Annotated in this window: 23 protein-coding genes; 4 read left to right on the top strand and 19 right to left on the bottom strand. The window is 57.1% G+C overall.

What is annotated here, in order from left to right; translation table 11 throughout:
* Positions 1–267: 267 nt before the first annotated feature.
* The gene (hmpA, locus tag BFG58_RS11290) at positions 268–1,458 is read left to right on the top strand and encodes an NO-inducible flavohemoprotein (RefSeq protein WP_069719828.1); all 1,191 of its coding nucleotides are present in this window, start codon (positions 268–270) and stop codon (positions 1,456–1,458) included.
* Between the two features lie 80 nt (positions 1,459–1,538).
* Here the strand turns inward: hmpA and glnB are convergent, their stop codons facing one another.
* The 5 genes from glnB to purL all read right to left on the bottom strand — a co-directional run bounded on the left by glnB (position 1,539) and on the right by purL (position 9,868).
* Positions 1,539–1,877, bottom strand: coding sequence for a nitrogen regulatory protein P-II (gene glnB, locus BFG58_RS11285; RefSeq protein ID WP_003860685.1), 339 nt, complete (start codon positions 1,875–1,877; stop codon positions 1,539–1,541).
* Positions 1,878–1,957: 80 nt separating this feature from the next.
* Positions 1,958–3,295, bottom strand: coding sequence for a two-component system response regulator GlrR (gene glrR / locus BFG58_RS11280; RefSeq protein WP_045908542.1), 1,338 nt, complete (start codon positions 3,293–3,295; stop codon positions 1,958–1,960).
* Positions 3,282–4,019 carry a two-component system QseEF-associated lipoprotein QseG gene (gene qseG, locus BFG58_RS11275; protein ID WP_063622277.1) on the bottom strand — a complete coding sequence of 246 codons (738 nt, stop codon included), beginning with the start codon at positions 4,017–4,019 and terminating at the stop codon, positions 3,282–3,284. Before qseG ends, glrR begins: the two co-directional genes overlap by 14 nt.
* Position 4,020: 1 nt before the next feature.
* Complete coding sequence (gene qseE / locus BFG58_RS11270; protein ID WP_063622278.1) at positions 4,021–5,448, bottom strand: two component system sensor histidine kinase QseE/GlrK; 1,428 nt, start codon at positions 5,446–5,448, stop codon at positions 4,021–4,023.
* 532 nt (positions 5,449–5,980) lie between these two features.
* Positions 5,981–9,868 (bottom strand): phosphoribosylformylglycinamidine synthase, encoded by a 3,888-nt coding sequence (gene purL, locus BFG58_RS11265; protein WP_045908540.1) that lies wholly within the window; start codon positions 9,866–9,868, stop codon positions 5,981–5,983.
* A 267-nt stretch (positions 9,869–10,135) separates the two neighbouring features.
* On the opposite strand from purL, the gene mltF reads away from it, so the two are divergent.
* Positions 10,136–11,686 carry a membrane-bound lytic murein transglycosylase MltF gene (gene mltF, locus BFG58_RS11260; RefSeq protein ID WP_048029578.1) on the top strand — a complete coding sequence of 517 codons (1,551 nt, stop codon included), beginning with the start codon at positions 10,136–10,138 and terminating at the stop codon, positions 11,684–11,686.
* On the opposite strand, the gene tadA is transcribed toward mltF, so the two are convergent.
* From tadA to murQ, 4 genes are read right to left on the bottom strand one after another with little or no spacing between them, the layout of a single operon-like run.
* Entirely contained in the window at positions 11,574–12,113 is a 540-nt protein-coding gene (gene tadA, locus BFG58_RS11255) for a tRNA adenosine(34) deaminase TadA (RefSeq protein ID WP_045908538.1), read from the bottom strand. The genes mltF and tadA overlap by 113 nt on opposite strands.
* A 24-nt stretch (positions 12,114–12,137) precedes the next feature.
* Entirely contained in the window at positions 12,138–12,773 is a 636-nt protein-coding gene (yfhb, locus tag BFG58_RS11250) for a phosphatidylglycerophosphatase C (RefSeq protein WP_045908537.1), read from the bottom strand.
* 3 nt (positions 12,774–12,776) lie between these two features.
* Positions 12,777–14,138: a PTS transporter subunit EIIC gene (locus BFG58_RS11245; RefSeq protein WP_063622280.1), complete on the bottom strand. Its 1,362-nt coding sequence runs from the start codon at positions 14,136–14,138 to the stop codon at positions 12,777–12,779.
* Between the two features lie 11 nt (positions 14,139–14,149).
* Positions 14,150–15,043 (bottom strand): N-acetylmuramic acid 6-phosphate etherase, encoded by an 894-nt coding sequence (murQ, locus tag BFG58_RS11240; protein WP_063622281.1) that lies wholly within the window; start codon positions 15,041–15,043, stop codon positions 14,150–14,152.
* Positions 15,044–15,160: 117 nt separating this feature from the next.
* On the opposite strand from murQ, the gene BFG58_RS11235 reads away from it, so the two are divergent.
* Entirely contained in the window at positions 15,161–16,009 is an 849-nt protein-coding gene (locus tag BFG58_RS11235) for a MurR/RpiR family transcriptional regulator (protein ID WP_045908534.1), read from the top strand.
* A gap of 46 nt (positions 16,010–16,055) precedes the next feature.
* Entirely contained in the window at positions 16,056–16,316 is a 261-nt protein-coding gene (locus BFG58_RS11230) for a YfhL family 4Fe-4S dicluster ferredoxin (protein WP_008502177.1), read from the top strand.
* Here the strand turns inward: BFG58_RS11230 and acpS are convergent.
* The 10 genes from acpS to rseA all read right to left on the bottom strand — a co-directional run bounded on the left by acpS (position 16,313) and on the right by rseA (position 25,038).
* Positions 16,313–16,693 carry a holo-ACP synthase gene (gene acpS / locus BFG58_RS11225; protein ID WP_008502178.1) on the bottom strand — a complete coding sequence of 127 codons (381 nt, stop codon included), beginning with the start codon at positions 16,691–16,693 and terminating at the stop codon, positions 16,313–16,315. The genes BFG58_RS11230 and acpS overlap by 4 nt on opposite strands.
* Positions 16,693–17,424 carry a pyridoxine 5'-phosphate synthase gene (gene pdxJ / locus BFG58_RS11220; protein WP_069719827.1) on the bottom strand — a complete coding sequence of 244 codons (732 nt, stop codon included), beginning with the start codon at positions 17,422–17,424 and terminating at the stop codon, positions 16,693–16,695. The genes acpS and pdxJ overlap by 1 nt, the downstream gene beginning before the upstream one ends.
* 33 nt (positions 17,425–17,457) lie before the next feature.
* The gene (gene recO / locus BFG58_RS11215) at positions 17,458–18,165 is read right to left on the bottom strand and encodes a DNA repair protein RecO (protein WP_023333058.1); all 708 of its coding nucleotides are present in this window, start codon (positions 18,163–18,165) and stop codon (positions 17,458–17,460) included.
* Positions 18,166–18,182: 17 nt separating this feature from the next.
* Positions 18,183–19,088 carry a GTPase Era gene (gene era / locus BFG58_RS11210; protein ID WP_069719826.1) on the bottom strand — a complete coding sequence of 302 codons (906 nt, stop codon included), beginning with the start codon at positions 19,086–19,088 and terminating at the stop codon, positions 18,183–18,185.
* A complete protein-coding gene (gene rnc / locus BFG58_RS11205; RefSeq protein WP_003860711.1) occupies positions 19,085–19,765 on the bottom strand; it encodes a ribonuclease III in 681 nt (226 codons plus the stop codon). Before rnc ends, era begins: the two co-directional genes overlap by 4 nt.
* A 222-nt stretch (positions 19,766–19,987) precedes the next feature.
* Positions 19,988–20,962, bottom strand: coding sequence for a signal peptidase I (gene lepB, locus BFG58_RS11200; protein WP_069719825.1), 975 nt, complete (start codon positions 20,960–20,962; stop codon positions 19,988–19,990).
* Positions 20,963–20,977: 15 nt separating this feature from the next.
* Positions 20,978–22,777, bottom strand: a complete 1,800-nt coding sequence (lepA, locus tag BFG58_RS11195; protein ID WP_008502183.1) for a translation elongation factor 4 — start codon at positions 22,775–22,777, stop codon at positions 20,978–20,980.
* Positions 22,778–22,961: 184 nt separating this feature from the next.
* The gene (rseC, locus tag BFG58_RS11190; protein WP_048226263.1) at positions 22,962–23,438 is read right to left on the bottom strand and encodes a SoxR-reducing system protein RseC; all 477 of its coding nucleotides are present in this window, start codon (positions 23,436–23,438) and stop codon (positions 22,962–22,964) included.
* Positions 23,435–24,388: a sigma-E factor regulatory protein RseB gene (gene rseB / locus BFG58_RS11185; RefSeq protein ID WP_023308851.1), complete on the bottom strand. Its 954-nt coding sequence runs from the start codon at positions 24,386–24,388 to the stop codon at positions 23,435–23,437. The genes rseC and rseB overlap by 4 nt, the downstream gene beginning before the upstream one ends.
* Positions 24,388–25,038: an anti-sigma-E factor RseA gene (gene rseA, locus BFG58_RS11180; RefSeq protein WP_008502186.1), complete on the bottom strand. Its 651-nt coding sequence runs from the start codon at positions 25,036–25,038 to the stop codon at positions 24,388–24,390. Before rseA ends, rseB begins: the two co-directional genes overlap by 1 nt.
* Positions 25,039–25,049: the final 11 nt, after the last annotated feature.

Here is a 25,049-nt window from a genome sequence, read left to right as displayed (position 1 = left end):
CTGAAAAGGCAGTCCTGTTGGACGACGGGCAACAGTATAACTGATTAGTTCTGTGATAACAGGTCTTGACAAACGATTTTACGCAAACGTTTCCCTACCCGCCACGCAAGGGTTTGAGGAATAAAGCGCTCGCCCTTTCCAGCGGATTTCTTTTCAGGTTTGTGATGCATATTTTTCATCTTGCAAAGAACCATTTACAACGCAGGGGTATTTTTTATAAGATGCATTTAAAATACATCATTAAAGTGACATCAAAAGGACGCGCTCATGCTCGACGCTCAAACCATCGCTACCGTAAAAGCCACCATTCCCCTGCTGGTGCAAACCGGCCCTAAACTCACCGCCCATTTCTACGATCGCATGTTCACGCACAACCCGGAGCTCAAAGAGATTTTCAACATGAGCAACCAGCGTAACGGCGATCAACGTGAAGCGCTGTTCAACGCCATCGCGGCGTACGCCAGCAACATTGAAAACCTGCCAGCGTTGCTGCCTGCGGTGGAAAAAATCGCGCAGAAACATACCAGCTTCCAGATCAAACCCGAGCAGTACGACATCGTGGGTGGTCACCTGCTGGCAACGCTGGACGAGATGTTCAGCCCGGGCCAGGAGGTGCTGGACGCGTGGGGTAAAGCCTACGGAGTGCTGGCAAACGTGTTTATCAACCGTGAAGCGCAGATCTACAGCGAAAACGCCAGTAAGAACGGCGGCTGGGAAGGCACGCGCGCGTTCCGCATCGTTGAGAAAACGCCGCGCAGTGCGTTAATCACCAGCTTCGAGTTTGAGCCGGTGGACGGTCAACCGGTGGCCGATTACCAGCCAGGGCAGTATCTGGGGGTGTGGCTGAAGCCTGAAGGTTTCCCGCATCAGGAGATCCGTCAGTATTCTCTTACCCGCAAGCCAAACGGTAAAGGCTACCGCATTGCGGTGAAGCGTGAGGACGGCGGTCAGGTTTCCAGCTGGCTGCACAACGAAGCGAACGTGGGCGACGTGGTCCATCTGGCCGCGCCAGCGGGCGACTTCTTTATGGCCGTTGAAGCCCATACGCCGGTCACGCTGATCTCTGCGGGCGTCGGCCAGACGCCGATGTTGGCGATGCTTGATACGCTGGCAAAATCACACCACGGTGCACAGGTTAACTGGTTCCATGCCGCCGAAAACGGCGACGTGCACGCTTTTGCGGATGAGGTGAAAACGCTCGGGGCCTCCCTGCCGCGTTTCACCGCGCACACCTGGTATCGCCTGCCGACGGAAGCAGACCGCGCAGCTGCCCGCTTTGACAGCGAAGGTCTGATGAATTTAAGCCAGATGGAAGGGGCGTTTAGCGCGCCGGACATGCAGTTCTACATCTGTGGGCCGGTGGCGTTTATGCAGTATGCCGCGCAGCAGCTGGTGGGGCTGGGTGTGAACAAAGACAGCATTCATTACGAGTGCTTCGGCCCGCATAAGGTGCTGTAATCGCCCGGCGGCGCTTCGCTTGCGCGGGCCTACGAAGAGTTTTGTAGGCCGGGTAAGCGCAGCGCCACCCGGCAAGAACGTTAAATTGCGGCGTCGTCTTCTTCGCCTGTACGGATACGGATGACGCGCGCCACGTCAAAGACGAAGATTTTACCGTCGCCAATTTTGCCGGTCTGCGCCGTGCGGATAATGGTGTCCACGCAGGTGTCCACGATATCGTCGCTGACCACGATTTCAATTTTCACTTTCGGCAGAAAGTCGACCATGTATTCTGCGCCACGGTAAAGCTCGGTGTGACCTTTCTGACGACCAAAACCTTTCACTTCCGTCACGGTCATCCCGGTGATACCGACTTCCGCCAGCGCTTCACGCACATCATCCAGTTTGAAAGGTTTAATAATCGCATCAATCTTTTTCATGGTGGGTCCTTAAACTCTTGCCTGTAAGCTGCCTCGTAATCGATTGCTCACAGTACCATATTCAGGCGAATTTTGCGGTACTACTCTTTAAAATCGTTCGCTTCCAGCTCGTGACGCGAGAGCAGCTTGTAAAACTCGGTGCGGTTGCGTCCGGCCATCCGCGCCGCGTGGGTCACGTTGCCTTTGGTGATCTGCAGCAGCTTGCGCAGATAGTTCAGCTCAAACTGGTTACGCGCTTCGGCAAACGTCGGCAGCGCCGTGTTTTCCCCTTCCAGCGCCTGCTCCACCAGCGCGTCGCTGATGACCGGTGAGGAGGTCAGCGCCACGCACTGCTCAATCACGTTGACCAACTGACGCACGTTACCCGGCCAGCTTGCGGCCATCAGCCGCTTCATCGCATCGGTGGAAAACGCGCGCACGAACGGTTTATGACGATCGGCCGCCTGACGCAAAAGATGGTTCGCCAGCAGCGGGATGTCTTCCGCACGTTCGGCCAGCGCCGGGATCTTCAGGTTGACCACGTTCAGACGGTAGTAGAGATCTTCGCGGAACTCGTTGCGGGCCATCACTTTTGGCAGATCGCGGTGGGTAGCGGAGATAATTCGCACGTTAATATCGATATCGCGGTTGCTGCCCAGCGGGCGCACTTTGCGCTCCTGCAGCACGCGCAGCAGCTTGACCTGCAGCGGCGCGGGCATGTCGCCAATCTCGTCCAGGAACAGCGTGCCACCTTCCGCCGCCTGGAACAGCCCTTCACGGCTGCTTACCGCGCCGGTGAATGCGCCGCGGGCGTGACCAAACAGTTCGGATTCAAGCAGTTGTTCCGGGAGCGCGCCGCAGTTAATCGCAATAAAGGCGTTCTTGCTGCGCGGGCTGGCGTTATGAATCGCCTGCGCGAGGATCTCTTTCCCGGTTCCGCTCTGGCCGTTGATGAGCACGCTGACGTCAGACTGCGCCACCATCCTCGCCTGTTCCAGCAGGCGCAGCATCACGGGGCTGCGGGTGACGATAGGCTCCCGCCACGCTTCATCCCCCGCCGGAGCGGCATGTTCCAGCGCGCTGTCGATAGCCTTATACAGTGCGTCTTTGTCCACCGGCTTGGTCAGGAAGCTAAATACTCCCTGCTGCGTCGCGGCAACCGCATCCGGGATCGACCCGTGCGCGGTCAGGATAATCACGGGCATACCCGGCTGCTGCTTCTGGATCTCCGCAAACAGCTGCAGGCCGTCCATTTCATCCATCCGCAGGTCGCTTATCACCAGATCGATTTTCTCGCGGCTGAGAATTTTCAGCCCCTCCAGCCCGCTTTCCGCGGTCACGACGCTGTAGCCTTCACTCACCAGACGCATCCCCAGCAGCTTTAACAGACCGGGATCGTCATCCACCAGTAAGAGATGGGCTGGTTTACGGCTCGTCATGCTTCACATCCTCTTGTTTCGGCGTATCGCTGTCCGGCGCAGCGGATGAACTCCCCGGCTGATATTTACGCGACGAGAGCTGTCTTTCGATATCGGTCAGGTTCTCCAGCTTACGCGTTGTGGTATCCAGCTGCGTACGTAAATGTTGCTGCTGTTGGCGCAGCGTATCAAGCTCGCTATCGGTTGACTGTTGCAGCTTGCTGTAGCGGGAGCGCTCTTCAGAAAGCTGAAGCTGTAGCGTCTGTCCCTCGCGCCAGAGCTGGTATACCGGGCGGATCTGTACCGGAAGATTGACTACAAACGTGTCCAGTCGGGTCACGTTGGCGCGGCGTTCGACGGGAGTGATTTTCGCATCCGCCAGCAAAATCCCACGCTTGAACGCGTCCTGCCAGGTATCATCATCCAGCATCGCCGCTTTCGCGCGGGCATCAACCGGCGCCAGACGCTGGGAGCAGTCTATCCCGCGCAGCCAGAACAGCGGGTTACTTTCGACGTCATGCCCTGAGAGGTTCCAGATGTCGTCACAGCGGGTTGAGAGGAAATCGGCCAGCTGGTTATCGGGCCATTTATCTTCTTGTTTATCGCTAATCGCACTTTGCGGCACATGGGAAACACACCCAGCCAGAAATAAACAGGGCAGGCTCAGGCGAAGCGTGCTGCGGGAAAACACCGCGCGTACGGCGCGGGAAAAGACGTGTGACATACTCACCAGACATAGATTCATTTTATTGATTTTTCCGGCTCAGGGGCAGTTCAATACGGAAGCAAACATCCGAACGTTCGTCCGTGGCAATGTTTAGCTCACCCTGCATGCGTCGTATGCAGTCCCGGGCGATGCTTAAGCCCAGACCACTGCCTTTCACCGCACCTTTCCGCTGATGACTCCCCTGGAAAAAGGGCTCGAAGATCATGGTTTTTTCGTCATCGGGGATCGGGGTGCCGGTGTTAGCGACGTCTATAAACACCCGGGAACCCTTCGTATAGCTTCGGATATAAATGTTACCGGATTCAGTACCATAGTGCACCGCATTGGAATAAAGATTATCCAGCACGCTCATTAGCAGCATGGGTTCAGCGAGACAGGTCGGCGCATTCAGCTCTACACCGGTATGCATCATTTTAGCTCTTGCTGGCAAGCTATGGGCGGAGATCACCATATCCACCAGCGGTTCAATGTCGACGTTTTCCAGTACAACCGCCCCGTCAGCCAGCTTGCGGTTGTAATCCAGCAGTTGCTCAATCAGCTTCTGCAGATTGCGGCTGCTGTTATCCAGGATCTCGACAATTTCTTTCTGTTCGGGCGTAAGCGGCCCAGCCACTTCGTCCGCCAGCAGTTCCGTCCCTTCGCGCATGCTGGCGAGCGGCGTTTTAAGCTCATGGGAGATATGGCGCAGAAACTGATGACGCTGTGATTCAAGCCACGCCAGGCGCTCGGACAGCCAGATAATGCGCTGGCCTACGGATCGCAGCTCGCGGGGACCTTTAAAGGCGACCGTATCTCCGAGTGATTTCCCCTCCCCCAGGCGGTTGATCATCCGCTGAATGCCCTTCACCGGGCCGATGATCATGCGGGTAAAGAGCAGAACCAGCCCGAGGCTCACGAGGAACAGCACCAGCGCCTGCCAGCCGAAGAACTGGCCGCGCTCGGCGATCTCCTGCTGAAGCTGCTGGCCGCGAGAGAAAATCACCGTGCGGGTTGACTGCACCATCTCGGTGTTAGCGTTGGCGAAGGCTTCCAGGCGCGCGGCGGCAGTGGAATCCGGGCCGCTGTTACTGCACTGCAGCTGTGCGAGATCGTTCAGATCCTGACGTAACGCCTGATACAGCTTGTCGTCAGGCAATACGCCGGCGTGGGCATCCAGCATTTCGCTGTAGCGCTTGCGCTGACTCTGGTACACCTTTTCCAGCGTGCGATCGTCAAGCACGCAGTACTGACGATAGCTGCGCTCCATCTCCAGGGCGGCGTTGGTCATGGCCTCACTGCGCCGGGCGTCAATAAGCGTCGTGCGGTTGGTCAATGCCGCCTGCGCGCTCAGCGCGTTCAGGCTTTGCCACGCCTGCCAGGCAAGGATCAGCAACGGCAGCAGGATCAGCAGAAAGGCCATTATGACGAGCTGTCGCAGGGAGCGGGGAAAAACGGGCCAGCGTTTCAACGCATTACTCTCTTAATGGGGGTTTACGCAGAGCGTAACTGAGTCTGCCCTTCAGATACAACAAAGCCGGGTAAAAACCCGGCTTTGTCATGGAATGAGGCGGTGCCTAACTCGACGTTTCGCCCTGGCCTGATAAAGCATCGCTATGATCAGTAGTTGGACGGCAGGCACCTTTTTGTGCGTCATTCGAAGTTTATGTAGCACGTCCCGAAGGGGCTGACATAAGAAGGTGAATGAGCCACTGGTTAATATTATGCAACACCCGTGCCAGAATGCAAAACAAAAAATTAACACCTTGAAATATATAATTTTTACTCGCTTAACCCGTTCGTTATCGGTTGAATGATTTTCAGGCTAAGTGTCGCTGTTTAGCAACACCTTAACGGGAACCTTTCCTGCCACATATAAATCAATAAGTTAAATGTCTCCTTTTGGAGACACCCAAACCAAAGTGTTGTCGCGATTTTGCGACAGAGACAAAAAAGCCCGGTGGCGCTCGCGCTTACCGGGCCTACAGTCAGGACGCTAAAACTTAACCCAGCTGCTTACGGGCGTTGCGGAAGATACGCATCCACGGGCTGTCCTCGCCCCAGTTTTCCGGGTGCCAGGAGTTGCTCACGGTGCGGAACACGCGTTCAGGGTGCGGCATCATGATGGTTGCACGACCGCTTTCGCTGGTTACCGCGGTAATACCGTTCACCGAACCGTTCGGGTTGGCCGGGTAGGTTTCCGTGACCTTGCCGAAGTTATCGACAAAGCGCAGCGCTACCAGACCTTTGCTCTCCAGCTGAGCCAGATGCGCGGCATCACGCACTTCGACCTGACCTTCGCCGTGGGACACCGCGATTGGCATCTGTGAACCGACCATTCCCTGCAGCAGCAGAGACGGGCTCTGGGTCACTTCCACCAGGCTGAAGCGCGCTTCAAAGCGGTCAGACTGGTTACGCACAAAGCGCGGCCAGGCTTCGCTGCCCGGGATCAGCTCGCGCAGGTTAGACATCATCTGGCAGCCGTTACACACGCCCAGCGCCAGGGTCTGCGGACGATGGAAGAAGGTTTCGAACTCGTCGCGCACGCGGCTGTTGAAGAGGATAGATTTCGCCCAGCCCTCGCCCGCACCCAGCACGTCACCGTAGGAGAAACCACCGCACGCCACCAGCGCCTGGAAATCTTCCAGACCGGTACGTCCGGCCAGCAGGTCGCTCATGTGAACGTCGATAGCGTCAAAGCCCGCGCGGTGGAAGGCGGCAGCCATCTCAACGTGGGAGTTAACGCCCTGCTCGCGCAGCACGGCCACTTTCGGACGCGCACCGGTCGCAATGTACGGCGCGGCGATGTCTTCGTTGATGTCGAAGGAGAGCTTCACGTTCAGGCCTGGATCCTGGTCATTGGCCTTCGCGTTGTGCTCCTGATCGGCACATTCCGGGTTATCACGCAGGCGCTGCATCTGCCAGGTGGTTTCCGCCCACCACATGCGCAGCGTGGTGCGGCTTTCGCTGAACACGGCGTGACCGTCAGCTTCAATGACGAAGCGATCGCCCTTAACGGCTTTACCCAGATAGTGCACGCAGTCTGCCAGACCGTGCTGCGCCAGAATCGCTTCAACCGCGTCGCGATCTGCCGCACGCACCTGAATCACGGCGCCCAGCTCTTCGTTAAACAGCGCCGCCAGACGATCTTCACCCAGCGTAGCGATGTTGGCTTCAACCCCACAGTGGCCGGTGAAGGCCATCTCTGCCAGGGTTACCAGCAGGCCGCCGTCGGAACGGTCGTGGTAGGCCAGCAGCTTACGCTGCGCCACCAGCGCCTGGATGGCGTCGTAGAAGCCTTTTAGCTGCGCCACGTCGCGCACGTCGGCTGGCTTATCGCCAAGCTGACGGTAAACCTGCGCCAGCGCGGTGGCGCCCAGCGCGTTGTGGCCTTTACCCAGGTCAATCAACAGCAGGGCGTTATCTTCGGTCGCCAGCTGCGGCGTAACGGTGTGACGCACGTCTTCCACGCGGGCAAACGCGGTGATCACCAGCGACAGCGGGGAGGTCATCTCGCGCTGCTCGTTACCTTCCTGCCAGCGGGTTTTCATCGACATGGAGTCTTTGCCCACCGGAATGGTCAGGCCGAGGGCAGGACACAGCTCCTCACCCACCGCCTTCACGGCTTCATACAGGCCAGCGTCTTCGCCAGGGTGACCGGCAGCGGCCATCCAGTTTGCGGAGAGCTTGATACGTTTGATGTCGCCAATCTGCGTGGCGGCGATGTTGGTCAGCGCTTCACCGACCGCCAGACGGGCAGAGGCCGCGAAGTCCAGCAGCGCGACCGGGGTGCGTTCGCCCAGCGCCATCGCTTCGCCGTAATAGCTGTCGAGGCTCGCGGTGGTCACGGCGCAGTTTGCCACCGGGATCTGCCACGGGCCAACCATCTGATCGCGGGATACCATACCGGTCACGGTACGGTCGCCGATGGTCACCAGGAAGGTTTTCTCAGCAACAGCTGGCAGGTGCAGCACGCGATTAACGGCTTCAGCCACGGTAATGCCCTGGCGATCCAGCGCTTTGCCCGCCGCTTTACGGGTCTGCACGTCGCGGGTCATCTTCGGCGTTTTACCGAGCAGGACGTCGAGCGGCAGATCGATCGGCTGGTTGTCGAAATGGGTGTCGCTCAGAGTCAGGTGCTGCTCTTCGGTCGCTTCACCGATGACGGCATACGGCGCGCGCTCGCGGCGGCACAGCTCGTCAAACAGCGGCAGCTGATCCGCCGCAACGGCCAGCACGTAGCGCTCCTGGGATTCGTTACACCAGATTTCCAGTGGGCTCATGCCCGGCTCATCGCTCAGGATATCGCGCAGGTTGAAACGACCACCGCGGCCGCCGTCGCTCACCAGCTCCGGCATGGCATTAGACAGACCGCCCGCGCCCACGTCGTGGATGAAGAGGATCGGGTTAGCGTCGCCCAGCTGCCAGCAGCGGTCGATCACTTCCTGGCAGCGACGCTCCATCTCAGGGTTGTCACGCTGCACGGACGCGAAGTCGAGATCCGCATCAGACTGGCCGGAGGCCATCGAAGAGGCCGCACCACCGCCCAGACCGATGTTCATCGCCGGGCCGCCGAGCACGATCAGCTTCGCGCCGACGACGATCTCGCCTTTCTGCACGTGATCGGCACGGATGTTGCCGATCCCGCCCGCCAGCATGATCGGTTTGTGGTAGCCGCGCAGCTCTTCGCCGTTGTGACTGTCCACTTTCTCTTCATAGGTACGGAAGTAACCGTTCAGCGCCGGACGACCAAATTCGTTGTTAAACGCCGCGCCGCCCAGCGGGCCTTCGGTCATGATATCCAGCGCGGTCACAATGCGCTCTGGCTTGCCGAAATCTTCTTCCCACGGCTGTTCAAAGCCCGGGATACGCAGGTTGGAGACGGAGAAACCGACCAGACCGGCTTTGGGTTTTGCACCACGACCGGTCGCCCCTTCGTCACGGATTTCACCGCCGGAGCCGGTCGCCGCACCCGGCCACGGGGAGATCGCGGTCGGGTGGTTGTGGGTTTCAACCTTCATCAGGATATGCGCGGGCTCCTGATGGAAGTCATAGCGCCCTGCTTCGCGATCGGCGAAGAAGCGGCCCACCTCGGAACCTTCCATCACCGCGGCGTTGTCTTTATAGGCAGACAGCACGTGGTCAGGGGTTTGCTCCATGGTGTTTTTGATCATTTTGAACAGCGACTTTGGCTGCTGTTCGCCGTCAATAATCCAGTCGGCATTGAAAATCTTGTGACGGCAGTGCTCAGAGTTCGCCTGCGCGAACATATAGAGTTCGATGTCGTTCGGGTTACGGTTGAGCTTAACGAACGCATCCTGCAGGTAGTCGATTTCGTCTTCTGCCAGCGCCAGGCCGAGACGCAGGTTGGCGTCAATCAGTGCCTGACGGCCCTGCCCCAGCAGGTCCACGCTCTGTACCGGCGCAGGCTGATGGTGGGAGAAAAGCTTCTGCGCGTCATCAAGAGAGGCAAATACGCTCTCCATCATGCGGTCGTGCAGTTCAGCCGCAACCGCCTGCCACTGCGCGTCGCTCAGGGTAGAGGCTTCCACGTAGTACGCCACGCCGCGCTCCAGACGGTTAATCTGGCTCAGGCCACAGTTGTGGGCGATGTCGGTGGCTTTGGAAGACCAGGGGGAGATGGTGCCCGGACGCGGCGTCGCAAGGATCAGTTTGCCGGTTGGCGTATGGCTGCTGAGGCTTGGGCCATACTTGAGCAGGCGTTCCAGCTGTACGCGCTCCTCTGCATTCAGGGGGGCATTCAGGTCAGCAAAATGGACATACTCAGCGTAAATATTGCTTACCGGAAGGTCGGCCGCCTGAAAACGTGCCAGCAGTTTGGTAATACGGAAGGCAGACAGTGCAGGCGAACCACGCAGAATTTCCATCATAAGTCTCTCGTCTTCGAAGCGCCGGGGCGCTTACAGTGTGCGCAAGGGGGGAAAACGGGCGTCATTATAGAGAATCCTGAGCGCCGACGAAACCGTTTGCGTCGAAATAAAATTGACGAAGAGATTTAACAATAGATGTGACCTGTCTCTCTAATTGGTTGCCAAGTGGCGCAAGTTTACGCAAAATGCCGCTCATTCAATGGCAAACCTTATTGTTAACATGGCTACAGCAGACTGAGGCAACCGGCGTCGCAGAGAATTAACTAATTGAAAAAATTAAAGATTAATTATCTGCTCATCGGCATTGTAACGTTGCTGCTGGCAGTGGCCCTCTGGCCTTCCCTCCCCTGGATCGGCAAAGCCGAAAACCGTATCGCCGCCATTCAGGAGCGGGGGGAATTGCGCGTCAGTACCCTTAACTCTCCGCTGATTTACAGCGACATCAACGGCAAAATCATTGGCCTGGATTATGAGCTGGCACAACAGTTCGCCGATTATCTTGGCGTGAAGCTAAAAATCACCGTCCGCCAGAATATCAACCAGCTGTTTGATGACCTCGATAACGACGATGCCGATATGCTTGCCGCCGGGCTGGTGTATAACAGCGAGCGCAGCAAAAACTACCAGCCAGGCCCGACCTACTACTCCGTTTCGCAGCAGCTGGTTTATCGCGTCGGGAGCCTGCGCCCGCGCTCGCTGGCCTCGATTAACGATCGGCAGCTGACGATTGCCCCTGGTCACGTGGTGATTGACGATCTGCGTGAACTCAAGGAGAAGAAATATCCGGACCTGAGCTGGACGGTGGATGCGAAACTCGGCACGACGGAACTGCTGGAGCAGGTAAAAGATCAGAAAGTCCCCTACACCATCGCCGATTCGGTCGCGATCAGCCTGTTCCAGCGGGTGCATCCTGAAATCGCCGTGGCGCTGGACGTCACCGACGAGCAGCCTGTGACCTGGTTTACTCAGCTTGATGACGATCAGACCCTCTCTGCCGCGATGCTCGATTTCTTCAACACCATGAATGAAGACGGTACGCTGGCGCGCCTGGAGGAGAAGTACCTCGGGCATGGTGATGACTTTGACTACGTTGACACCCGCAGCTTCCTGCGTGCGGTAGACAGCGTCCTGCCGGACCTGCAGCCGCTGTTCGAAAAATACGCCCAGGAAATTGACTGGAAACTGCTGGCGGCTATTTCGTATCAGGAATCCCACTGGGATACCCAGGCCACGTCTCCGACTGGCGTACGTGGTTTGATGATGTTAACCAAAAATACCGCGCTGAGCCTGGGCGTCAATGACCGTACCGATGCGGAACAGAGCATCAGCGGCGGCGCGCGCTACCTGCAGGATATGATGGCCAAAGTCCCGGAAACGGTGCCGGAAGAGGAGCGGATCTGGTTCGCGCTGGCGGCCTACAATATGGGCTATGCGCATATGCTGGATGCGCGAGCGCTGACGGCAAAAACGAAAGGCAACCCGGACAGCTGGTCAGACGTAAAGCAGCGGCTGCCGCTGCTGAGCCAGAAGCCATGGTATAACAAGCTGACGTACGGCTACGCGCGCGGGCATGAAGCCTACGCCTACGTGGAAAATATCCGTAAATATCAGATTAGCCTGGTCGGGTATCTGCTGGAAAAAGAGAAAGAGGCGACAGAGGCCAAACAGCTGGCCCAAAGCTACCCTGTCGTGGCGCCGGACGAGCTTAATCGGCCGACGGCTTCAATTCTGCCTTTTGCTGCTTTTTCTGCTGACGGCGCATTCGAAAGAAATCGCTTAATAGCCCCGAACACTCTGGTGCAAGCACCCCGCCGATAGTCTTCACCTGGTGGTTCATCCCCGGGTGACCCAGCACGTCCATCAGTGAACCGGCCGCGCCGGTTTTTTCATCCCGCGCCCCAAAGACCAGAGTCCCGATCCGGCTGTGTACCATCGCCCCGGAACACATCACGCACGGCTCAAGCGTCACATACAGCGTGGTATCAAGCAGGCGATAGTTTTGCAGCACCAGACCGCCCTGACGAAGCGCCATGATTTCGGCGTGCGCGGTAGGATCGTGGCGACCAATGGGGCGGTTCCATCCTTCACCAATCACCTGGTTATTGTGGACCAGCACGGCGCCCACGGGCACTTCGCCCTCGTCCCAGGCACGCTGAGCCAGCGTCAGCGCATGGCGCATCCAGTATTCATGGTCGAGTTCAGGGTTGGACAACGGTTGATACTCCAGTCGAAAAGCGGGCGGCATTATACACGCCGATTATGGATAAGACTATTCGAGTTGCTGGAGTTCACCTGATGGCGTAACGCGCCAGCGGTGCTGGCAAAAATAGAGCAGCGGGTTGTCCTGTTTACTGTCGCTGTAGCCGCTGTACAGGCGCAGCGGCGTACCGATGCGTTTCTCCAGTTGGACCACTTTTTCATGCCCCAGGCAGCGCATCGTCAGTACCCAACCGCCGTAGCCGCGGGCAATTTGCGTGGCAATAAGATTCACGCGCGGAAGCCAGGGGGTATCAAAATAGACTTGCTCCACCAGCGTCTGCGGGGAGCCGGTAATCAGCCAGATGTCCGCATCATTCGCATCGAGATAGCCGGTCAGGCGCGCCTGCACCACCGGAAAGGCGGCGACGTGGCCGCGAAACCAGTGCGCAAAATCCTGCTCCAGCTGTTTAAGCCGCGCTTCGCTGTGCCCAAACGTACATCCCCACAGCAGCAGGCTCATCGGCCATCGCGCCGCACGGCCTTTCACCAGCAGCGCGATACCGATCGCCGGTAAGAGCGGTAGCACGAGCAGCGCATTCAGAGGTAGACGCCGCAGCAGGTAACGCATAAACGTACCAAACATATCCTGCTGATGCAGCGTGCCATCCAGGTCGAAAAAGACAACGCGACGCGCGTGATTTGCCAAACCTTACTCCTCTGGGTCGTTGAATCCTAATAGCCAGGTAAACAGGAACCCGGCGATCACCGCTACTAAATAGCCTAACAGATAGAGCATCACTTTTCCGGTCACGATGGTTAATGCCAGCGGTAAACCCGAAATGCCAAAGGTAATAACGGTTGCGACCTTCCAGTAGCTGATCAGCGCCCCGCCTACCGCGCCGCCCAGACAGGCCGCGAGGAACGGTTTACCCAGCGGCAGCGTGACGCCAAAAATCAGCGGCTCGCCAATACCGAGCAGGCCGACCGGGAGTGCGCCTTTAATCACCTTTTTCAGACGCGCGTTGCGGGTTTTCATCAGTACGGCAATCGCCGCACCGACCTGCCCTACCCCCGCCATCGACAGGATAGGCAGCAGCGCATTACAGCCGTGCGCCTGCACCAGCTCGACGTGGATCGGCACCAGACCCTGATGCAGCCCGGTCAGCACCAGCGGCAGGAAAGTACCCGACAGCACCGCGCCCACTAACAGGCCGCCGCGGTCAATCGCCAGCGACGCACCGTGGGCGATGGCTTCAGAGATCCACCCGCCTAACGGCTGGAGGGCGACAATCGCTACGCTACCGGTAATCAGCGTAGTCAGCAGCGGGTTGAGAATCAGCTCAATCGAGCCTGGCAGAACCGCGCGCAGCCGTTTCTCGATCCAGCACATCAGGATGACCACCAGCAGCACCGCGATCACCCCGCCGCGGCCCGGCTGAAGCGCCTCACCAAACAGCGTGATCTGCGCCAGCTGCGGGCTGGACAAGATGCCCGCCATCACCCCGCCCATCGCCAGCGATCCGCCAAACACCTTCGCGGTATTGACCCCGACCAGAATGTTCATGATGGCGAACACCGCGCTGCCGAAGATCCCGAGAATCCCCAGCAGGTTCGGATACTGCGTGGCGAAATCCCCCACAATATCCGGTCGCTTGAGGATATTGATGATCCCGGTGATCAGGCCCGAAGCAATAAACGCCGGGATCAGCGGAATGAAGACGTTTGCGAGCTGTCGCAGCGCGTCGCTCATCGGGGCTTTATATTTGGCCTTCACCTGCGCTTTGGTGCGCTCAGCATCGTCAATCGACACGCTCGCGCTAACGCCCATCAGCGCCCGCATGGCATCGACAACCTGCGCCGCTTTCCCCGGGCCGACGATCAGCTGATGCTGCTGACCCTGTTTCACGTAGCCGCTGACGCCGGAAAGTTGCTTCAGACGTGGCACGTCAAGCTGGTCGTCGTTATGCACCTCGACGCGCACGCGCGTCATGCAGTTTTCGAGACGCTGAATATTTTTTTCCCCACCGATCCCCTGCAGGATACCGCTGGCGAGCGCTGCTGTTTTGTCCATACACGCCTCTGTTAGTTTTCTAATGCCGCCCGTAAGAAGCCGTTATGCGCATCGAGTTTGGCTCTCGCGCTCGCCGCATCCAGCCCGCTTAAGATCATCAGAATGGCAGGCTTAACATCGTGATCGGTCTGTTTGAGCACCGCTTCCGCCTCTTCACGCCCTGCGCCCGTCGCCTCCATCACCATGCGGCAGGCTCTGTCCACCAGCTTGACGTTGGTGGCCTGCATATCCACCATCAGGTTCTGATACACCTTGCCGAACTTCACCATCGCGCCGGTGGAGATCATATTGAGCACCAGCTTTTGCGCGGTCCCGGATTTCAGGCGCGTGGAGCCGGTGAGCGCTTCCGGCCCAACCACCGGAGAGATAGCGATAGCGGCCACCTGTGCAATCGGTGAGCCTGGGTTACAGGAGATGGCGACCGTCGTGCAGCCGGTCTGGTTAGCGTATTCCAGCCCGCCAATCACGTACGGCGTGCGCCCGGATGCCGCCAGCCCGACCACCAGATCCTTCGCCGTCAGATTCAGCGCCTTCAGGTCATTCTCGCCCAGCTGTTTGTTATCTTCCGCCCCTTCAACGGCTTTCAGCAGCGCACCGGGTCCACCGGCAATCAGCCCAACCACCAGACCATGCGGCACCCCAAAGGTTGGCGGACATTCTGACGCGTCCAGGACCCCAAGACGCCCGCTGGTTCCCGCCCCCATGTAAATAATGCGTCCACCGGCCTTGAGGGCTTCCGCCGCCGCATCGACCGCTTTCGCCACCTCAGGTAATGTCTCTTTCACTGCCTGCGCGACCAGCGTATCCTGTTGATTAAAGCGGTTAACCAGCTCCAGGGTGGAGAGCGCATCCAGATCCATGGTTTGCGGGTTACGCGTTTCAGAAACAAGTGAGCCAAGATTCATTTTTGTACCTCAAGAATTTTTAATTCATAATAATCACACTATAATGGAATATAAAATTCATTCAGGCGAGCAAAATCCGTATTTGCGCAGATAATCACATTTTCGCCAGGAGACCGTATGAACTGTTTAATTCGCATTCGCCAGCGCTACGCAGGCTTTGCCCAAAGCGACAAGAAGCTGGCGGATTTTCTGCTTTCTCAGCCCGACCACGCGCGCCATCTCAGTTCGCAGCAGCTGGCGAGTGAAGCCGGGGTGAGCCAGTCCAGCGTGGTGAAATTTGCGCAGAAGATTGGCTTTAAGGGATTCCCCGCCCTCAAGCTGGCGATCAGTGAAGCGCTGGTCAGTAACCCCAATCCGCAGTCCATGCCGGTGCATAATCAGATCCGCGGAGACGATCCGATGCGGCTGGTCGGCGAAAAGCTGATCAAAGAGAATGTGGCGGCCATGCATGCGACGCTTGATGTGAATACGGAAGAGAAGCTGCTGGAGAGCGTGGCGATGCTGCGCGGCGCGCGGCGAATCATTCTGACCGGCATCGGCGCGTCCGGACTTGTGGCGCGTAACTTTGGCTGGAAGCTGACAAAAATTGGCCTTAACGCCATCGTCGAGCAGGATATGCACGCCCTGCTGGCGACCGTACAGGCGATGGATCCTGACGATCTGCTGCTGGCGATCTCCTATTCCGGCGAGCGCCGCGAGATCAACATGGCCACCGATGAAGTCCTGCGCGTCGGCGGTAAAATTCTGGCGATCACCGGTTTTACGCCGAATGCCCTGCAGCAGCGGGCCACGCGCTGTTTATATACCATTGCCGAGGAACAGGCCACGCGCAGCGCGGCTATCTCGTCCACCAGCGCACAAATGATGCTGACGGACCTGCTGTTTATGGCGCTGGTGCAGCAGGATCTGGAGCGTGCGCCCGAGCGCATTCGCCACAGCGAAGAACTGGTAAAGAAACTCGTTTGACGCGTATAATGCCCGCCCAGTTTGTGTTGTTTCTGAGAATTTCCTGATGGCGTTGTTAATTACCAAAAAATGCATTAATTGCGATATGTGCGAGCCCGAATGCCCGAACCAGGCCATTTCGATGGGCGACAGCATTTATGAGATTAACAGCGACCGCTGCACCGAATGCATCGGCCACTATGAGACGCCGACCTGTCAGAAAGTGTGCCCGATCCCCAATACCATCCTGAAGGATCCGGCACACGTCGAGAGCGAAGAGCAGCTGTGGGATAAGTTTGTCCTGATGCACCACGCGGACAAACTTTAACTTTCGATGATCACCGTTGCGCTGGCATAGTGACGCTCATCGGCGATCGTCACGTGGACGTGATTCACGCCCAGCTTCTCGGCCAGCTTTTGCGCCTCGCCCCATAAGCGCAGGCTTGGCTTACCCAGCTCATCGTTAAAGACTTCAAACTGGTTGAACGCCAGACCGTTACGAATGCCGGTCCCGAAGGCTTTGGCGGCCGCCTCTTTTACCGCAAAGCGCTTCGCCAGAAAACGCACCGGCTGCTGATGCGCTTCCCAGATGGCCCATTCGTTATCGCTCAGCACGCGCCTTGCGAGGCGATCGCCGCTGCGGGCGATCACCGCTTCAATGCGAGCTATTTCAACGATATCGGTGCCTAAGCCCAGAATGGCCATTACTGACGCGCTTCCTGCATCAGGCGTTTCATTTCTGAGACGGCCTCTTTCAGGCCGCTCATCACCGCACGGCCAATGATCGCGTGACCGATGTTCAGCTCGTGCATTTCCGGGATGGCGGCAATGGCCTTCACGTTATGGTAGGTCAGGCCGTGACCGGCATTGACCTTCAGACCCAGGCTCGCCGCGTAGGTGGCCGCTTTAGCAATACGCTCCAGCTCTTTCGCCTGCTCTTCATCATTTTTGGCATCGGCATAGCAGCCGGTGTGAATTTCGATATACGGCGCGCCCACGTCGGCTGCCGCTTTAATCTGGGTGAAATCGGCGTCAATAAACAGCGAAACCAGGATACCGGCATCCGCCAGGCGCTTGCAGGCATCGCGCATTTTGTCGAGCTGACCGGCCACATCCAGACCGCCTTCGGTCGTCACTTCCTGGCGTTTTTCCGGCACCAGGCAGCAGAAGTGCGGCTGAGTCTCACAGGCAATCGCCAGCATCTCTTCGGTGACCGCCATCTCCAGATTCATACGGGTATCCAGCGTCTGGCGCAGAATGCGCACGTCGCGGTCGGTGATGTGGCGACGGTCTTCACGCAGGTGAACGGTAATGCCGTCGGCGCCAGCCTGTTCAGCGATAAACGCCGCCTGAACCGGATCGGGATACGCCGTGCCGCGCGCATTACGCAGCGTGGCGATATGATCGATGTTGACGCCTAACAGTAATTCAGCCATGACAATCCTCGGTTTTCTTTTCGATTCTGTGGTCTAACGTTTCGGCACAAACTGCCTGAATAATTCGCGGCTCTTTAAGGGCTTGCCGCCAAGATACGGCTTGAGGGCAATCCGGGTAAAGCGTTTTGCTGCGCGCAGGGTATCCTGATCGGGAAACTCGCGCTCATACAGTGCCCGGAGCTGGCGCCCGGTAAAGGTGCTGTTGTCGATCACGATGCTGGCAATAAAGCCCTTTTCTTCGCGGTAGCGGTAGGTCATGGTGTCTTCAACTTCGTCACCGCTGCCCGCACAGTGCAGAAAATCGACCCCGTACCCAAGATGGCCCAGCAGCGCCAGTTCAAAACGCCGCAGCGCAGGCTCGGGCGTGCCGGTTGCGCCAGCCAGCGCCTGGATACAGTGCAGATAATCAAAGAAAAGTTCAGAGAAGCGCGTCTCATGTTCAAGAACGCGTGAGATGAGTTCATTGACATACAGGCCGCTGTAGAGCGTGATGCCCGAGAGAGGAAGCGCCAGGGAGACGGCTTCGGCGCTGCGCAGGGTTTTAACTTCCCCTCGCCCACCAAAACGTACCAGCAGCGGCGTGAAAGGCTGTAAGGCACCTTTCAGGTTAGAACGTTTGGAACGTGCGCCTTTCGCAACAAGGCGCACGCGGCCCGACTCTTCCGTGAAGACGTCCAGCATCAGGCTGGTTTCGCTCCAGGGACGACTATGCAGGACAAAGGCGCGCTGCCATCCATCCATATGCTCGTCGTCTTGAGTTACTGGTCTTCGCCGTAACCGAGGCTGCGCAGAGCACGCTCATCATCGGCCCAGCCAGATTTCACTTTCACCCACAGTTCGAGGTGAACCGGCGCTTCGAACATCTCCTGCATGTCCTTACGGGCTTCAATGCCGATGGTTTTGATCTTGGCGCCTTTGTTGCCGATCACCATCTTCTTCTGCCCTTCACGCTCAACGAGGATCAGGCCGTTGATGTCGTAGCCGCCACGCTCGTTGCTCTGGAAACGCTCGATCTCCACCGTCACAGAGTACGGCAGTTCAGCACCCAGGAAACGCATCAGCTTTTCACGGATGATTTCAGACGCCATAAAGCGCTGAGAACGATCGGTGATGTACTCTTCAGGGAAGTGGTGAATCGCTTCCGGGAGGTGCTTACGCACGATGCCCGCGATGGTGTCCACGTTCAGCCCCGTCTCCGCAGACAGCGGGACGATATCAAGGAAGTTCATCTGGCTACCGAGCCACTGCAGATGCGGCAGCAGATCGGCCTTTTCCTGCACGTTGTCAACTTTGTTGACGGCGAGGATGACCGGCGTTTTGCCGTCGCGCAGCTTGTTCAGCACCATCTCGTCGTCCGGCGTCCAGCGGGTGCCTTCCACAACGAAAATCACCAGCTCCACGTCGCCAATCGAACTGCTCGCCGCCTTGTTCATCAGACGGTTGATAGCACGCTTCTCTTCCATGTGCAGGCCCGGGGTATCGACGTAGATCGCCTGATACGCGCCTTCAGTATGGATACCAACGATGCGGTGACGCGTGGTCTGCGCCTTACGCGAGGTGATAGAAATCTTCTGCCCAAGCAGATTATTCAGCAGAGTAGATTTGCCAACGTTCGGACGTCCGACGATGGCAATAAATCCGCAATAGGTCTTATCTTCGCTCATTCCAGCTCCAGCATTTTTAACGCCTGTTCGGCGGCAGCCTGTTCAGCCTTACGACGGCTTGAACCTGTGCCCACCACCGGTTCACTCAGGCCACTGACCTGGCAATGGATGGTAAATTCCTGATCGTGCGCTTCGCCACGAACCTGCACCACCAGATAAGATGGCAGCGGCAGATGACGACCCTGCAAATATTCCTGCAGACGCGTTTTGGGATCTTTCTGTTTATCGCCCGGGCTGATTTCGTCCAGACGGGTCTGATACCAGTTCAGGATCAGCTTTTCGACGGTCTGGATATCGCTGTCCAGGAACACACCACCAATTAATGCTTCGACCGTATCGGCAAGAATAGATTCACGACGGAAGCCGCCGCTTTTCAGTTCACCCGGCCCAAGACGCAGACATTCGCCCAGTTCAAATTCGCGCGCGATTTCCGCAAGGGTATTACCCCGAACCAGCGTGGCACGCATGCGGCTCATATCCCCTTCATCCACACGCGGGAAACGATGATAAAGCGCATTCGCAATCACGAAACTTAAAATAGAGTCGCCTAAAAACTCGAGACGCTCATTATGTTTGCTGCTGGCACTGCGGTGGGTTAATGCCTGTTGCAACAACTCCTGATGATGAAAAGTGTAGCCCAGCTTCCGTTGAAGCCGATTAATTACGATGGGGTTCATGCGATACCAATAAATGAATGCGTCAAAAATGCAGCACACGAAACCGACCTGAGAAAACCAACGCGGTTTCGTGTGCCGTGGCACCCTTGCAGGGCCAACCTTAAACTTCGGGGGAATATTCTATACACAACGACAGGGGATGTCGTTAGTTCGAAGAGATTTATCGGTGAAATAATTCGTGTAGCCGCTTTAATTAGCGGCTACACGTTCATTTAGTGAGAATTAATGGATTCCGCCAATACGATTCAGGCGTACGCCGGTCGGCCATTCGCCTTCCTGCTTCTCAAAACTCATCCAGATCGCGGTCGCTTTACCCACCAGATTCGCTTCCGGCACAAAGCCCCAGTAACGGCTGTCCGCAGAATTATCGCGGTTGTCACCCATCATGAAGTAATGGCCCGGCGGTACAATCCAGCTTGCAAGCTGCTGACCCGGCTGACGATAGTACATACCCAGTTGATCCTGCGCGATTGGCACGGTGAGGATCCGGTGCGTCACGTCGCCCAGCGTCTCTTTGCGCTCAACCAGACGGATACCGTTATCTTTGGTTTCGCCTTTCGTTACCTGGAAGAATCCGCTGGTCGCTTCGCCGCCGTTATGACGGGCAAAGGTCTGCACAAAATCACTTGGCTCGACGTTTGAGTAGGTGATTGGCAGCGCGTTTTCACATGCGGTACCGGAACTGCAGCCTGGCTGAACGGTGACTTCTTTCGCAACCGGATCGTAAGTCACTTTGTCACCCGGCAGACCTACCGCACGCTTGATGTAGTCCAGGCGCGGATCTTCCGGATATTTGAACACCACGATGTCGCCACGTTTCGGATGACCGGTTTCGATCAGCGTTTTCTGGTAAATAGGATCTTTAATGCCGTAGGCAAACTTCTCTACCAGAATAAAATCACCAATCAGCAGCGTTGGCATCATTGAACCTGATGGGATCTGGAACGGTTCGTAAATAAACGAACGTACCACCAGCACAATCGCCAGCACCGGAAACACCGAGGCGCCCGTTTCCAGCCAGCCCGGTTTCGGACCGACTTTCTTCAGGGTTTTCGCGTCAATACCATCGCCAGTGGCTGCCTGTGCGGCAGCCTGACGTTCACGACGTTTTGGGGCGAAGATAAACTTATCCAGACACCACAGCAGACCCGTCACCAGGGTAGCAATGACCAGGATCAGGGCAAACATGTTCGCCATGCCAACTCCTTAGGGTTATTTGCCGTCTTTACCAACATGAAGGATGGCAAGGAATGCTTCCTGCGGCAGCTCGACGTTACCGACCTGCTTCATACGCTTCTTACCTTCTTTCTGCTTCTGGAGCAGCTTTTTCTTACGGCTGACGTCACCGCCATAGCACTTCGCCAGAACGTTTTTACGCAGCTGTTTCACGGTGGAACGCGCGATAATGTGGTTGCCGATGGCCGCCTGAATCGCGATATCGAACTGCTGACGCGGGATCAGATCTTTCATCTTCTCAACCAGCTCGCGGCCACGGTATGGCGCATTGTCGTTGTGGGTGATCAGCGCCAGCGCATCCACACGCTCGCCGTTGATCAGCACGTCCACACGCACCATGTTGGAAGCCTGGAAGCGTTTGAAGTTGTAATCCAGTGACGCATAGCCACGGGAGGTGGACTTCAGACGGTCGAAGAAGTCGAGTACCACTTCCGCCATCGGGATTTCATAGGTCAGCGCGACCTGGTTACCGTGGTAAACCATGTTGGTCTGCACGCCGCGCTTCTCAATACACAGCGTAATGACGTTACCGAGGAATTCCTGCGGCAGCAGCATGTGACATTCGGCAATAGGCTCACGCAGCTCGTGAATATTGTTCAGCGGCGGCAGCTTGGACGGGCTGTCGACGTAGATCACTTCTTTCGAGGTGGTTTCAACTTCATACACTACCGTCGGCGCGGTGGTGATCAGGTCCAGATCGTATTCACGCTCCAGACGTTCCTGAATGATCTCCATGTGCAGCAGGCCGAGGAAGCCGCAGCGGAAGCCGAAGCCCAGCGCCGTTGAGCTTTCTGGCTCGTAGAACAGGGAGGCATCGTTCAGGCTCAGCTTGCCAAGCGCATCACGGAAGTTTTCGTAGTCGTCAGAGCTGACCGGGAACAGGCCCGCGTAAACCTGCGGCTTCACCTTTTTAAAGCCTGGCAGCGCTTTTTCTGCCGGGTTACGCGCACCGGTCAGGGTATCGCCCACCGGCGCACCGAGGATGTCTTTGATGGCGCATACCAGCCAGCCTACCTCGCCGCATGTCAGCTCGGTACGGTCAACCTGTTTTGGCGTGAAGATACCCAGACGGTCGGCGTTGTAGACCTGTCCGGTACTCATAACCTTGATTTTGTCGCCTTTGCGCATGGTGCCGTTTTTAATACGCACCAGGGAGACAACGCCCAGATAGTTATCGAACCAGGAGTCGATAATCAGCGCCTGCAGCGGGGCATCCGGATCGCCTTCCGGGGCCGGAATATCACGCACCAGACGTTCCAGCACGTCGGTCACGCCGACACCGGTTTTAGCAGAGCAGCGCACGGCATCGGTCGCGTCAATGCCGACAATATCTTCAATCTCTTCCGCGACGCGCTCAGGATCGGCGGCTGGCAGGTCAATCTTGTTCAGAACCGGCACAACTTCGAGGTCCATTTCCATCGCGGTGTAGCAGTTTGCCAGGGTCTGGGCTTCTACGCCCTGCCCGGCATCGACTACCAGCAGCGCGCCTTCACAGGCCGCGAGCGAGCGTGAAACCTCATAGGAGAAGTCAACGTGGCCTGGGGTGTCGATAAAGTTCAGCTGATAGGTTTCGCCATCAGCCGCCTTGTAATCCAGCGTGACGCTCTGCGCTTTGATGGTGATACCGCGTTCGCGTTCCAGGTCCATGGAGTCCAGAACCTGGGCTTCCATTTCACGATCAGACAGGCCACCGCAAATCTGGATAATACGGTCAGACAGCGTCGACTTACCGTGGTCAATGTGAGCAATGATCGAAAAGTTACGTATGTTCTTCATATAGTTAAATAATTATGCCTTACGAATTCCTGGAGGCCGCTGTTCTTAGCCTGACGTTTTTCAGTGCGAAAACGCAGCATTCTACACTACATCTCCGCTACCTGGAAATGGACTTAGCGCCGGGTATAGCGTGAAGAAAGGACGTTTTCTGTTTTAAGACGTAAAAATGATAAAGCCCGATGAATCACCGGGCCTCAGAAGAGAGCGTCTCGACGCGAAGCTGGTCTGGCGCCAGCCCAACGCTGAGAATGACAGGCTGCCACTCCTCGCGCGCGGCAAGCGTCGGGGAGAGGCCTTTGGCAAGCCAGAATCCCCCCAGACCACCTAATGCGGCACCGCACATGGCGGCTCCATCGTTGCCAAACAGCATCTGGAAAACGCCGCCCATAATAAACAGCCCGATCAGCGGAGAGAGATAGACCAGCATGGCGGAGCTGAGCAGACTGCCTTCCGCGATGCCCAGTTCAACCTTCTGCCCGGCCATCAGCGGCTGTTCGCTTGGCACAGAAATCGTGTGCGATGTTTGCGGCCCGAGCTTATTCAGCACGCGGCTGCCGCAACCGGCTCGGGATGCGCAGCTATTGCATGAGGCTTTTACGTCGCAGCTCACCAGCGCAATGCCGTTTTGCCACGAGACTACCGTCGCCCACTCTTTGATCATTGTGCGGCCCTGAATTTAATGCTGTCGGAGATGCGCTTCGCCGTTTGCGGAGGAAGTTCACCTACAATGGTGATCTCTGCGTTATCGCGTACCGTTGTGCTCACCGTACGGCGCCCGGTACGCAGCATTTGTTCGGCGCTGTTTGCCGTTGCGCGATTGATATTCACCGAGAAGCTGAACAAACCATCGGAATAGAGGCGCGATTCCACCGGCGTTTCAATCGTTGGCAGTTGACGACGGCTGCTGGACACTTCGCTAAACCCTTGTGGGATCCAGGCAGGTACCCAGTTGAAATTAACGGAATCGCCTGCCGGAACGGAAAGCAGCGGCGGCAGGCTGGCCTTAGCCAGATTCTGCATGCTGTTGCCAACCTGATTGTTCACGCTGAAGGAGATAACGCGGAACTGTTCCAGCGTTTCACCGTCACGGTCAAGCAGATCTACACGCATGGGGAGTTTGGTTTCCGCGTCGATCCAGACAATATAGCTGTAGCGCGTTCCATCCCGGGCGACAACGCGGATCACCTCACACAGTCTGTCCGCAATACGCGTACGCCCTACCGAGATAAAATCATAGTAAGGGGCCAGCCGTTTGAAGTCGGTGTAAATGAGTGACGGCAGAGAATCAACGATATAGTCGCCATTCAGCGTGAAAGGCTCCAGGCCGGGCTCGAAATAGCTGATTTCGTTACCACGCTGGACAACTTCCCGACGCGGGCCATCCATCTGTAAAAGCTGAGCGAGCGGCTGGTTATCAAGACGGGCATGGCGATAGCGTAACGACTCGACGCCCTGCTTATTGATGCTGATAAATGCCAACTCGTAATTGAGTGACTGGCTGGCCAGATTCATTTGCTGCAACAACGCCCCGGATGATACATCAGCCGAGGCGTTGGCAGAGAAGAACAGGCTACCCGCCATCAGAGACATGGCGAACCAAAGTTGCTTCATTACTGCGATTGCGTTCCTAAAGTTTGGTTTCCGGGCACCTGCACAGCAGCTTGCTGGGTCTGCGCCTGCTCAAACTGAAGCTGTTCAGAGTGCAGACGACGCTGCAACTCGTAATCCTGCAACATCGCATTAATGCGACGGCGCTGCTCCTGAACCTGCTGTTGCTGACCGCCGCTGGCGGAAGCATCAGCCGGTACGCCCAGGCTTACCGGGCTGGCTTTGCCCATCATCGGCAGTGTGTTAAACACTGGCGCTTCTGGCTGCTGATTAGTTTCAGACTGAGTATTATAGTGCTGGACGCCAACGATAACTGCAAGCGATACGCATGCAGCCACACCCATTTGGGTAAGCTGGCTGGCCCACGGACGCACCTTTTGCCAGAATGGCATTTTCTGCCACTGGTGAGGCGCGGGTTGAGCTTCAGGAATCAGCGGAGTGGTCTGATGAACAGGCTCATTCTCAATCGCCGCCATGACGCGGGCTGAGATATCGAAATGGAGAACCTCGCCGGTGTCACCGCGAAGGGTGTCACGGATGAGATGGTAACTCTCCCAGGTCTCTTGCATTTCGGGAGAATGAGACAGCTCGTTGAGCAGCTCACTATCCACCGTTTCACCATCCATTAAAGCGGAAAGTTTTTCTTTCTGCATGCCTAATACCT

The organism is Enterobacter sp. ku-bf2 (genome assembly GCF_001742765.1).
Classification (GTDB): domain Bacteria; phylum Pseudomonadota; class Gammaproteobacteria; order Enterobacterales; family Enterobacteriaceae; genus Enterobacter; species Enterobacter quasiroggenkampii.
Note: the sequence above shows the minus strand (reverse complement) of the source record. Positions and strands in the feature narration are given on the sequence as shown.

What these genes read in the sequence shown, in the direction of transcription:
- hmpA (WP_069719828.1), top strand. Translation starts at nt 268, where the DNA reads ATGCTCGACGCTCAAACCATCGCTACCGTAAAAGCCACCATTCCCCTG.
- glnB (WP_003860685.1), bottom strand. Translation starts at nt 1,877, where the DNA reads ATGAAAAAGATTGATGCGATTATTAAACCTTTCAAACTGGATGATGTG.
- glrR (WP_045908542.1), bottom strand. Translation starts at nt 3,295, where the DNA reads ATGACGAGCCGTAAACCAGCCCATCTCTTACTGGTGGATGACGATCCC.
- qseG (WP_063622277.1), bottom strand. Translation starts at nt 4,019, where the DNA reads ATGAATCTATGTCTGGTGAGTATGTCACACGTCTTTTCCCGCGCCGTA.
- purL (WP_045908540.1), bottom strand. Translation starts at nt 9,868, where the DNA reads ATGATGGAAATTCTGCGTGGTTCGCCTGCACTGTCTGCCTTCCGTATT.
- tadA (WP_045908538.1), bottom strand. Translation starts at nt 12,113, where the DNA reads ATGCCGCCCGCTTTTCGACTGGAGTATCAACCGTTGTCCAACCCTGAA.
- BFG58_RS11245 (WP_063622280.1), bottom strand. Translation starts at nt 14,138, where the DNA reads ATGGACAAAACAGCAGCGCTCGCCAGCGGTATCCTGCAGGGGATCGGT.
- murQ (WP_063622281.1), bottom strand. Translation starts at nt 15,043, where the DNA reads ATGAATCTTGGCTCACTTGTTTCTGAAACGCGTAACCCGCAAACCATG.
- BFG58_RS11235 (WP_045908534.1), top strand. Translation starts at nt 15,161, where the DNA reads ATGAACTGTTTAATTCGCATTCGCCAGCGCTACGCAGGCTTTGCCCAA.
- BFG58_RS11230 (WP_008502177.1), top strand. Translation starts at nt 16,056, where the DNA reads ATGGCGTTGTTAATTACCAAAAAATGCATTAATTGCGATATGTGCGAG.
- acpS (WP_008502178.1), bottom strand. Translation starts at nt 16,693, where the DNA reads ATGGCCATTCTGGGCTTAGGCACCGATATCGTTGAAATAGCTCGCATT.
- pdxJ (WP_069719827.1), bottom strand. Translation starts at nt 17,424, where the DNA reads ATGGCTGAATTACTGTTAGGCGTCAACATCGATCATATCGCCACGCTG.
- recO (WP_023333058.1), bottom strand. Translation starts at nt 18,165, where the DNA reads ATGGATGGATGGCAGCGCGCCTTTGTCCTGCATAGTCGTCCCTGGAGC.
- era (WP_069719826.1), bottom strand. Translation starts at nt 19,088, where the DNA reads ATGAGCGAAGATAAGACCTATTGCGGATTTATTGCCATCGTCGGACGT.
- rnc (WP_003860711.1), bottom strand. Translation starts at nt 19,765, where the DNA reads ATGAACCCCATCGTAATTAATCGGCTTCAACGGAAGCTGGGCTACACT.
- lepB (WP_069719825.1), bottom strand. Translation starts at nt 20,962, where the DNA reads ATGGCGAACATGTTTGCCCTGATCCTGGTCATTGCTACCCTGGTGACG.
- lepA (WP_008502183.1), bottom strand. Translation starts at nt 22,777, where the DNA reads ATGAAGAACATACGTAACTTTTCGATCATTGCTCACATTGACCACGGT.
- rseC (WP_048226263.1), bottom strand. Translation starts at nt 23,438, where the DNA reads ATGATCAAAGAGTGGGCGACGGTAGTCTCGTGGCAAAACGGCATTGCG.
- rseB (WP_023308851.1), bottom strand. Translation starts at nt 24,388, where the DNA reads ATGAAGCAACTTTGGTTCGCCATGTCTCTGATGGCGGGTAGCCTGTTC.
- rseA (WP_008502186.1), bottom strand. Translation starts at nt 25,038, where the DNA reads ATGCAGAAAGAAAAACTTTCCGCTTTAATGGATGGTGAAACGGTGGAT.